The following is an 11,517-nucleotide window of genomic DNA, read 5'->3' on the forward strand; positions in this document are numbered from 1 at the left end:
CCTTAAAGCTAGACTTAAGGTCAAATCCTCGGGCCGCCTCCCAAACTAAACAAGGCGGCCGCCGCCGGAGGGATACCTAGAAGCCCCCGTACGCTCACTCTCAAAGAGGCGCTGTCGTGCTTTCCGACGAGGATACCAAGCGAAGATCGGAACTCTTAGCTTGGCGCGATCGAGCCGCCCACCAGCGCTTCAGCATAGGTGTAAGCAGGGGTGGGATATCGTCAGCAGAGGCAACGCCGCAATTGGGGCATACACTTAGAGCCTGGACACCCCGAACCCTGAACTGGATGCTGACTATCTCGAGCGGAAGATCACACACCAGACAACTATCAGGCCCCAAGCTCCGCAACATTCTCCGCCCCTCAATCCAAACGCAATGCCTTTTGCAACTCGATGAATTGCCACTTGTTCCTGACCAAAATGGAACCCGGGGTCGACAGCGACCCTTTTAAATGAACGTGGCCCACCAGCAACCGACAGAAACGCCTCGGCGAACCGAAGCGGTTGCCTAATACCGTTTTTTCCCTTCGGTCCTTGTTCCGCCTCAGCAACAGGGGATTGCAAAAATGATCACGCCTGAACGACTGCAGGGCCAAGATCGCAGTCGACTTGCCACCAACAAGAACAAAAGCGTCCACGTCCATTGGAGAAAAATGAATCCAATCGCGACGGCACTGGATCACATCGGTGCCCGTCCCGAATACAAGCATCAGATGATGAGCGCCCCACGACAAACAGCTTTGCGAAGTTAACGAAACTCGTCTGCCTCGGCTGTTCAGATTAAAGTTTAGCTGACGAGCCACGCTGCGGCCCTCGAGCTAAATTGCTTCGACATTCCGAGTGCCCTGAGCCGGACTTCCACCCACACGGACCAAGAATTCCTTCCAGCAGTGGGCCGTCGGCGCATCACTTACGTTTAAGCCGCGTCAAATCGGACGTTGCGCCCGCCGAGCTGTCTCGCCATTCGAAATGATCCAGTTTCCAAGCCTGATCGAAGGCAACTCGACATAACAAAAACTGACGTAAGCAACCGCAAGCGAGGTTACCACTATCGCCAGATTTAACAGCAGGAGATTTGAGTCGAGTCGGAACAGCTGGGATAGAGCATACAGAATGGGCACGTGGATAAGATACAAACTGTACGAAATCTCACCAAACCAGACTGACGTGCGATGATTCAACATGCATTGAAATCGATTCACGCCGAGAGCAAGCGCTACAAGTCCAACAGCGCCGAGCCCAACGACGTAATCCGAGATGATCCCGGTCAAGGCATGTGGATCGCGGCCAGACTTGAGTAGACATCCCACGACCGCAGCAATGACGATAAATCTAGAAGCACCAGATAACTTCGAAACAGCGGATACGACTGCTTCCCGTTCGACCGCCAACCAGGCTCCGGCCGCGAAGAATACAATGAAGAACGCCGAAGCCAACAGAGATGCGGGGACACTGCCCTCAATACCGTTGGAGATCTGCCCCGTGAGCATATAGGACAGCATGGTGCAACCGAGAGAAAAAAGGCCGTAAGCTGCAACGGCTATCGCGCGGTATTGGACCACAGACGCGAAGATTAAAGGGAAGAGAAAGGAAATTCGCAACTCGTGGACCAACGACCACATAACAATGTCCAGGCGCATATCTTCCTGTGTTCCCAGCAAACACAAATGCCTGAGCAAGCCGTGAAGTGATAAGTCCACTTCACTCATCGCATCCAGAAACGGGTTCTGAAAATTGTGTGGAGCGCCGATCCAATAATGGAGCACATAGCTTAGCGTTATCGCCACAGCAAAGGCCGGATAAATCCTGCAAAAACGTTTGCATGCAAAACTGACGTACGAAAGGGGGCGCTTTTGCAGAGAGATAGTCAAAACGAAGCCGCTCAACACGAAGAAAATGATTACTGCTACGCGACCGGCAAGCAGCTTATCTATGATGTAGTGAAATAGAGTTGCGGATGATGAAAGCGCGTGGCTGAATCCCGCGTCTAGCTGATCCGTGCTGGAGATCCAAGAATGGTGAAGCAAGACCAGGCAAGCGGCAAGCCCTCGGATTGAATCCAAATAGTTTAGCCGCCTAGTCATTGAACCCATCCCAGCTTGTCGCAAGTTCAATAGTTTTGGCCGCAGCCGTCACATCCAGCCGCCCGCTTGTTCCGAATCTGACGGCGCAGCTTCTTCGGACTATTCATATCGCCTCCAACGCGCATCTGTTCCAAAAACGCTCAATGTTCTAGACGTTTTACAAGAAACCTACAAAAGGAGCAGCAAAAGAGAGTGAACAGATTTTGTCTCTGCTCGGGACGTGCCGCGCTTAACCAATATTCCATGATCACCCTGCCCCTTGCGGCCGTTTCACGCCCGCGTGGCCCGCTTAGCGTCCAGACATGTGATCACCGGCCAAGCTGGTGGACTTGGCTATCCGCGCTCAAGACCTCGAACAAGAGAGCCACGACTGTGGAACGAACCCAGGGACTTCTAACAAGGAAAGCGCTCCGTCTCATGGCGCGTTTATTAACGCTTCGAACAAATTGACGTTTGTTGCGGTGCAGTCGAGCCGTCAGCCAGCGAGGCGACGGGCGTTGAGGAAGACCACAAGGCCTACCGACTTGGGCTGGATTGCATATCGTGCAACGTGTGGACACGGGACTACGTTGAGCCGCTTCGCGATGTGGTTGGCAATGGTCGCGCTGCTGAAGCGGCCAAGGCTAGGCCAAGCAATTTCAGCCTCGCTTCGTTTTGGACATACCGGGACAAGCCGGTACCGGAAACCGCGATTCCACCGCTGAGAGGCGGTTGTATGGTGGCGTTACTGTGGTGGCTCGCGTGGCATCATGCGGGCATTGAACCAGCACGACGTTTCCGAATTGAGCAAGGCGACGAGCCGCACTGGGCCGACGCAAGCTGAAGAGGAACCATCACCGTCTTCGTTACGTGAAAACCGCTAAACTGGTTGGCGACGTCGATCACATCACATCAAGGTCTCTTAACGCTCGACGCTGCTGAAGCATGGTTCGAGGAAAACGATCCTGAGGGCGTCGCGTTCGAATACAACGTAATGGGTACAAAAGCGCAACTCGCTTGACCCGCATCTTCCCCTTCGACGCGAATCAGATTCTTATTCGCTGGGCGCAGGGGGATTCGGGATGAAACTCATTTTCGGCGATGGTGCGCACGCCATTCGGGGGTGTGAGCTTTGCTTACAGCCGATGAGGTACTTAGGTGACCATGCCGGGCGCCGACTGTTCAGGTGCGAAGACTGCGCTCTTGTTATCACAGAGGATGTCGATGCGCGGCGAGCCGTCGCTCTGTCGGGCAGCGTGAGTGATCCGAGGACGTCCCGCTAGCGTGGACCGGTCCATAGAAAATGAGGCTCAACCGAAAGTTGATACATCGCTCAGTCGGCCGCGACCGTCCTTGCTCATGCAAAACGCAATATCCTCGATAGCTTTGTTGGTGAGTTGAACGCACTCTCTGAGCCGCCACCGGGCTGACGAGGGGGCGTGCAGTACTCTGTTGGCGCCGGTGGCCGTGTTCGCGTGCTCGACGATCCTATGATTGGACGGGATTAACCACACCTGGATCCTTATTCCTTTCCGTCGTCAGCGAATGACCACCCGCCCCCATTTGACGGGCTAAGGGAGCCGAGGAATCTCAGCCAACCGGCCCCTTCCACCGAGATCACGTCGTGAGCGGACGCGAAGACAGAGCTGTCTCCATGCGATAGAAGAGATAACCAGTATGGGGGTTCGCAAACCCTCTTCTCGTCTCCTTCATGAAAGCCGACCTCGACTGAAGACGGGGAGAAGCTATGTTTGCGGCCCGATCTTAGGCCGCCCGCCGCTCTGCCCCGGCCAGCTGCCCTTGCAGGACTGTGATCGTGGCCAAGAGGTTGTCACGCCGGCCCCGTAGGTTTCGGGCGAGAATCGAGTAATCGGATGCGGAGACATCATGGACCTTGGTCCGTTCCTCTTCCTCGACGATATCGGAGTTAAGCAGTCCAACCCTTCCCTTAAGGTCGGCAAGCAAGGCTTGCACCCTGAGGGTGGTCTTGTCAGCACAAGGCGTTTCAAAACGAGATACCGGGTTCATGTCTTTGCTCCAGTTTGGCACGGACGTAGCGAAATCAGTGCTTCCTGAGCGATGACTGGCAACAGCTGTGCCTGAAGTCATTTGTGCTTTCGGTACCGGAGGCGCGCGTTGTTCAGCCGGATTGGGATTTCCCGATAGGAGAAACCCTGCTCTTCCATCTCAGCTATCGTGAATCGACTCGGGTGCCGTTCGACACCTACAAATATCCAATAGTCTGTCGCGGGCTTCTCGCCGGGATATGTGTGCAACCAAACCTCTCGCACACCTCTCGGCAGCCGCTCATCTTTCATTTGGTAGAGGTCGTAGACCGTCGGTCTCATCGCATCCTCCCCTTTCCTAGCCGAGGAACCTCAAAGCGAGTCGGGGCGAAATTGCGACATAGGCCTACGGTCAAAACTTTGCCGATAACGCACCGTCACCGAAATGAGCCGTCACGTCGCCAGCCTATGCGGGCCGAGGGGCGGCTTACCCCGAAAAGGGCGGGGTTTAAGATGTACGGCCGATCGGTGCTGCGGACTCCAGCACGCGCCGCCGCCCAGGGGTTGACGGCGCCACGGTGTAACATCCTGCGCTTTACGCCCTGCTGACGTTTGGCGGCAGGCGCTACTCAACGTTCGCGGGATTTTTTTCTGAGCGCAGCGCTTCAGCGATCGATTGGGCAATGTCCTCGCTTCGCCTATGATTGGCGTTTCTCCAAATATTAGCGAAGTCGCAAGCAGCATCCATCTCCGCCATTCGACGGCGTTAGCGCCGTCCGCCTTTACTATGCGCGCCGATCTTGGCCGGACTGCTGCGGCCTTGGCGGGGACGCTGACGAGCTAGGTGGCTGCTCAATGCCCGACTTCAGCTTGGTCGTCGCCATGAGCGTACAGCATCGACCGCGTGCGCGATCAAGACCGCCGCACTCACGGCAATGAAAGGGACCAGAAGCCAGGTGAGCATGCTCCACCTCCGAGTGTGAGAGGTGAACGCGCTGCTCTTGCACAGTCAAAGCTATCCTGTCTGAAGCCCGCAATTTGGCGTCAGATTGAGGATTTGCGGCAACAGGTGTATGGCACGCTTTAGCGGCAAAACGCTATGAAAAGCAGCGCGCCGACCACAATGGACGCGAGAAGAAGTAGTAGCATACTGCAACCCTCGACTCACCACGCATTACAGCGCTTTTCGCCCAATTTGACCGGGGGCAATCTGCCTTATCCCCAAGCGGAATGAGGCCAACGGGGCTAGAGCGCCCGCCGCACCAGCGCTCATACGCAAATCCGGCACCGCTAGATGTGCTGCCTGGCGCCAACCCGATCCTGACCTTGAGCATGACGAGGCAAAATCTTACCACGATCGAACGCCGGAAAATTTGGGCAGCCCCTTTAAGCGGCCAGCGCCACGCATACAGGGGACTTAGGAAGCCTCTTCTGGCAAGCAGCAGCGGCACGGCGACGCTTGTTCACCGCGTCCAGCAACCTGATGGCGTCACCATCTTCCCTGCCTAGGCATGCTCGCGTGCCAGTCGGCAAGGCGGATCATAAACGCAATGCGGCAGGACATTTCCCAAGCTTCCAATTCGCGTTCGGAAGCACGCTGGTTCTCGAGTTCGCTCCGACCTTCGTCGACGACCGCTTGTAACCATTCAAGAGCCTGATAGTAGTCGGGGGCTTTGCCGGATCGGCTTACTCGGAACAGCTTCGCTTCCAGCGCCCCGCGCACCTCTCCCGCGCTGCGCGCCCGCTGCAGTCGATCTGGTGCCCGCCTGTACAGATAATCGCGCAGCTTCATCTGCGTGCCCCCCAGCCCGCCGGAGGAAAGCGTACCGATCCCCTTTAAGTGTTGCAAGGAGTTGGAGCTAATTTTGCAGGTAAGTCGCGCGTTCGAGAGCCAGCCGGCAATCTCTCATTAGCGGCTGGAGCGCATGTCGGACTCACCCGATGAGAATCAAGCTGCGTCCACGAAGCCTTCAAGAGGTCTCGCGCGCCGCCTTTTTCTGGGAGTTTGCACACCACCGTGCTTGTGGAAGCCTGACACCAATTTGACCAGGGGGCCGCTGGCACGTGACGCGGCGTCACAGGCGCTGTCGAGAGAGCGGCCCGTTCGAGTCATACCCGGCGAAACGGCAACGGCAGCAGAAGATTTAATGGTTCAACTGGGGTGGGGGTTAAGCCCGGCAATCCCATCAATTCGCAGCGGGCTTCAGCAGTCCCGCCCAGCGCAACACATCCTCACCGGAAGCCCAAATCGCCCAGCAAGCAAGAGCCAAACCGAGACCGATGCTAGCGAGGCGCATCAAGGTCTTTCTTCCATTTCTCGGCATCTGACCTCCTGGGCCTGCCGCTTAGTCCTCAGCTACAGCCGGGTCGACCATATAGGCGGCATGCAGCCAGCCGATTGCGGATCCTAAGTCCCGTTGCTCGTGGTAGCGCGCCCGCTCGGCCGACCGCGACATCCGAACTCTCAGAATAGAATAGTCATCGGACAACGAGGCTTCTCGGAGAACCGTCCGAACCCTCTCATCGGTACAAAATTGCACCGCTTGAGCGTGTGTTTTGGCTGCTACAGCCAGGACGGGCTTGCGATCAGCCTCGAGCACGAAGATGGAGACGGAGAAACTACTTGCATCCGTAATCTTCGCGTTCATCTCGGAGCGGTTCTCGAATATCGAAACGAAATACGGAAACGATTTGCCCTGGAATAAACTGCCGCCTTGGTGCGCTGGAGTTTGGCCGCTATTTCATCGACGCTGCAGCCGGCTGCGGCGAGTGTCTGCAGTTTCTCATCCTCCCCGGGAGTCCAATTTCGAATGACAGTTTCAGGATTGCTCATCCGCTCCTCGCCTTCTTGGGGAAGCTACCGCAGCCCATGCCGACTTCGTAGACTATATCTCGCTTCGCTTTCGCCGGGGTGGGCCTTATGACTTATGAGTTTCTCGACCACCAAAAGAAAAGAAGCCCGCTAGCAGACTCATCCAGCGGGCTTCTCGACCCAAAGCGCCGTAAGGTCTCCAGTCCTGCGGCCTGACAATTCGGCCACAACAAGGTTTACGGAATATTAACGGGGCAGGCGGAAATTGATTAGTGTGTCAAACGCTGTCCGGAAGCCCCCTTGGGGCATGAAGAACTTTCCCCACCTTGGGCTCATGATGCCGGTTGCAGGTTTGTTCCGTCGCTGACGGGACGGAGGGAGGCAGAGCCGACCGGAGGGCCGTCAGCGGTGGGCGGCTTGAGGAGTGTGCCCCGCAGCCGACGGAGAATGCCTCGGTGAACGACACGGTTTACCGCTCCGCGAAGCGCTTCCGGAACATTCCTCGTCTAGTCCCCTCTCATCAACGATGAGGATTCTAGGAACACGCTTAAAGCAATTGCAGTCGCCTTCGCCCGTTGCGCTGCCGCCCCGCATCCGTTTGCTGCATTTGCCCGGCGCGGGGGTCGCAAGCTGTGCAGCAGTCCTCGTGCTGCCATATTTTTGGACAATCGAGCTCCGATGAGAATTTGCTCGGTTGTAACGCTCGTGTTCATATTCGCCGCCGGCGCTCACGCGACCGGCCCTGGCTCAAAGATGTTGCGTGATGCCGCAATCTTCCACGATGAACAGCGCATAAAGTATCTGATTGATAAAGAAGTCCAAGCAATGCGACAGGGGGATTTTCAAGCTTTGAGTCGAGCCATCGGCAATCTCAGTAAGGCAACTGAGCCTCTACCTCGGAATTCAGCATCATACTGACATCTTCGCGGGTCCCCGTGGTTGGGAGAGGTGGTGGACCCCTTAAGGAAGTAATAAAGGAATCAGACTCAGCTTTCGCGTTGTGCTATGCACACTGATGACAATATTTTCAGTTCTGATCCTGCTTCTGGTGTCCGTCGCTTCTGCTGCGGCCCAAACTACGCCAAAGCCCTCCGTTTCTCCTGCACAGAAGATTCCGATTGCGCCCGAAGGCGCGCCCCAGCAAATGACGGTGAGCTTCTCATTCCGAGGCACGTCAGCATGCAACGGCTCATTTGAAAGTCCAGAACTTCGCCTCAAGGACGTTCCATTGGGAGGTACCTGGATCCTGGTCCATTTTGCACAAAGAGGGACGGAACTGGGCGGACAAGAGGTTCCCCTCCCCCGAAATGGCATCCTCCCCGCAGGTTCGATTAGAACATGGGCGCCCTGCAACCCAGACACCTACAGCTATAGCGTTGCGGTGAAATCCGCGGACGGTCTAATATTGGCGAAGGCACAGCAGTCGCGTTCATTCCCAAGCGATAAGGTCGCAGACTAATCAATATGCGAGCGGGCTGGCCTTTCACGATCGTCCCAGCTTAAAAACCAAAATGCTTCTGGCTTTTCTTTGGATCTTTGGCGGTGAGCCCCCTTTACGCGCGACTGGACTGACGAAGAGGACGTGCTCTCCGCAGGGCTGTTATGGCCGGACAGCCGATCAACTTCATCGCTTCGGAATTCCGTCGCACTGACAGTGCAGTCAAGAGACGGGCCTACGTCTTGGGCCTGATGAATCGGATTTCCGCGACCTGCCTCCAAATGGGCATAGCTGCCGGCGCTTTTCTTGCCCCGCTCACACCGAGAGCGACGGCTTCAAGTGTCTGCAAGACCCACATAGGCACGCCCAGATCGGACAGACACCTCCTCGCCTGGTGCGAATGAGGATTGTCAAAGGTGCAAGCACAACAACAGTGGCAAAGCTGTATCCACGAGAACCCGTTTCCCGCATGGCCACGAATATACGCGAGACAACACGGTTATTCTGTACGCTCGTCGTAAGGACGGCTCGATCGGGCAAAAAAGGCAATGCCGAACGGGCAACACAGCGGCGTCCGAACGTTCAGCGCGCTCGGCGACGACCACCGGTCCTATCTCTCCAACCTACTGGAACGCGCGGCTTCTTCGTGGGATCACTCGTCCTCACGGACCGGGATGCTTGTGCAGATTAGGCGTCCTGGCTTCCCGCAATGAACCGCATGGGTCACATACACAAGACACGCTTGAAGAGTTTCGACTCACTACCGCCATCGCCGCAGTCGTCCTCCGCCTTAATGTGCCGCATGCCTGTTGCATCCACATTCAGAAGCATCCAGAGCCGCAGGCAGCCCTCTGCGCAGAGGGACCCTTGCGCCGGCAAGAGGGGTCATAAGAATAAGACCGGTCCGCTGTGAGTCTCAGTCTTTATCGACGCTGCAGCGTCGCTCTCTCGAACAGCCAGCCCAAGGCTTCCGCCGGCCGCGACCAACGCACCTGGTCAATTCGCTCCGCAAGCATCAATGCATGAGTGGTGAGCAACTCGATGTCATGAGGATCGGCATCAGCTTTTTCCAAAATCTCGATACATCGATTGAAGCCCGCTAGATCGAGCTGGAGCTGATCAATGCTTGTGAAATGCTCTTCGCCCCTAGGCGTAGTGCCTGCTCGCTGTACGCGCATACTTTTTCTCCCCTCGATGCGGTCACGCATTCGTGAGTGGGATTTGTGGCCGCAAAACGAGGATGCGCGGACAGAAATAAGGATGTTTGTAGGCGCCGCAACGATGCAACAGGTTTCCGTGCCTTCAATTTTTCCCGCGTTGTGGCGGTTTGCCGCTTCACCGATAGTGGGCCAAGCTTGTCGAGGTTGCCTGCAGCTATTGCAATCCGGGCGAGCTCAAAGTCCTGTTCATTGCGATCTCGTGTCTGCTGTACGAACGAACGGCGGCCCGCTGCAGGCGACCAAGAACGCTCCGCCGGCATCGCTGATTCAGCTCTTCCGGGGATGAGCTAGCTTAGCGCATCGCTGACGCGACTTTCAATTCTCGTCGCACGGCTGCTCAGAAGCCCGAGACGTGTCGCGTTCGCCTCTGCAAATGTAGAGCCGACCACCCGCGCCACGTGACAGACCAGATGACGTTTGCCGTTCGGCCCCTGTCGGGCATCGACTAATATACGAACCTTGAGCCCGCCAAGTCATCTTGCGCGCCACACCAAATGACATGCGAATCTTGTTTGGAATTCATAAGGACAACTCAAGCTGCTTCGGGACAACCAGAATTCCTGGCAACCGAAGCCCTGCTCCAAGAGCGGTCAAGTTACGAAGTGCGCACGGCCGGACGGCGTCGTCGGAATTGAGAGCAACACGGTTTGGTCGAACCGTTTCCGCATAGCCCGTCGTCGTTCGCTAAGTGCACACATCGGATCTAACTTTCCGTCACATCGAGAATCTAAACATCACCGACGCTTTAGACGGCGGCAACCACCGCTGAAGGCACGGTTGGCGACATGCGAGCCGCGTCAGTTGCTCGAATCAACCTGCTTTCGCCTGCAAGATGTGGTTGGTTCACGTGCGTTCTCTCGGCATGGTTCATCGATCATGCATATCGTTAGCGTCGGAAAGTAAGCCCGGCGAAATCGCCATCGCGCCAGATCAATCGACAATCACGACGGTACGAAATTCGTCAAAGGAGACAGCGAAGTCGATCGGCAGAAGCAGAAGACCGTTTAACCGAACGCTTGCATGTTGAGCTGACAGATCACGCAAGGAGCAGGGTGGCTCCACTATACGGCCTGCCACCAAGAGCATAACGCCGCCTTGAAGCCACTCTCGTTCGACTGCGCGTCGCTCCCTTGGAAGGGTCATCGAGGAGAGCCAAGGTCGTTTCCACCGAGGTCGTCGCGATCAAGTCTGAACAGGAGGCTTTGGATCTGCGTCGTACCCCACAAACCGCTTGTAAACCCAGGAGCGACCAGTATACCGCCGCCACACCAATCCCCGCACGAGCTTGCCTGAGATGGATCTGCGCGGAAACACGACAAACCAAAGGTGCCAGAACGTTGCCCAATCGGGCCCGCCGGTCGGGATGTTATCGGGACGATCTAGCTTGATCATATGCGGTGCTGTTTGGAGGACGTTAGTTCTGGCAACCGACGACGTTAATGTTTAGTCGCATTCCAGCAACAAAACTCACTAGTTAAGCTTGATGCTGCGGAAAACGATTAATTCGGGAACACCAAGACTGTGGGGCCATCTTGCTGGCCTCGTTCGATGAGGGCGCCGTCAGATCGCGTCCGACTTGTTACGACGGGCTCACAATTCCACCGCCGCTTCGAACACCCGTTTCGAGCTCGCGTCGTTAAACACTTTGCCGGCAGGACTGAACCGGCGACTTGGCTCCAGTCGAGGTCCGCTGTCGGTTCGGGAAGGAAAGCAAGGAGAACGTATAGGCTACGCGGCCCGCGCGCTTGCCGTGTCCAACCTCGACAAACTTGTGAAGTCGGCTCACTTGCTGTGGGACCGTGGATGTCAAAACATCGAGAATACAACAGCAATAAATGTTCCAATGTAATGACGGGCGGTACTTAGGTCTGGGCTCATCGATACAATGGAGCCGGCTCTCTGCTAGTGTCCTGAGTCACAAGTTCGCAATCATAGATTCGCAGTAGATTCGCGTCGCCGTGCCAAGGATGGAGGCTGC

Annotated in this window: 6 protein-coding genes; all 6 read right to left on the bottom strand. The window is 56.4% G+C overall.

The window, feature by feature from the left end; translation table 11 throughout:
- Positions 1 to 362: 362 nt before the first annotated feature.
- The gene (locus AC0L3S_RS38110; RefSeq protein ID WP_473285013.1) at positions 363 to 710 is read right to left on the bottom strand and encodes a hypothetical protein; all 348 of its coding nucleotides are present in this window, start codon (positions 708 to 710) and stop codon (positions 363 to 365) included.
- A gap of 216 nt (positions 711 to 926) precedes the next feature.
- On the bottom strand, positions 927 to 2,084 hold the full coding sequence (locus AC0L3S_RS38115; RefSeq protein WP_473285016.1) for an acyltransferase family protein: 1,158 nt from the start codon (positions 2,082 to 2,084) through the stop codon (positions 927 to 929).
- 1,743 nt (positions 2,085 to 3,827) lie between these two features.
- Complete coding sequence (locus AC0L3S_RS38120) at positions 3,828 to 4,091, bottom strand: hypothetical protein (protein ID WP_473285018.1); 264 nt, start codon at positions 4,089 to 4,091, stop codon at positions 3,828 to 3,830.
- Positions 4,092 to 5,558: 1,467 nt separating this feature from the next.
- Positions 5,559 to 5,861 carry a hypothetical protein gene (locus tag AC0L3S_RS38125; RefSeq protein ID WP_473285020.1) on the bottom strand — a complete coding sequence of 101 codons (303 nt, stop codon included), beginning with the start codon at positions 5,859 to 5,861 and terminating at the stop codon, positions 5,559 to 5,561.
- A gap of 553 nt (positions 5,862 to 6,414) precedes the next feature.
- The gene (locus AC0L3S_RS38130) at positions 6,415 to 6,717 is read right to left on the bottom strand and encodes a hypothetical protein (protein ID WP_473285022.1); all 303 of its coding nucleotides are present in this window, start codon (positions 6,715 to 6,717) and stop codon (positions 6,415 to 6,417) included.
- 2,525 nt (positions 6,718 to 9,242) lie between these two features.
- Positions 9,243 to 9,497, bottom strand: a complete 255-nt coding sequence (locus AC0L3S_RS38135; RefSeq protein ID WP_473285024.1) for a hypothetical protein — start codon at positions 9,495 to 9,497, stop codon at positions 9,243 to 9,245.
- Positions 9,498 to 11,517: the final 2,020 nt, after the last annotated feature.

Source organism: Bradyrhizobium sp. Ken01, assembly GCF_055807355.1.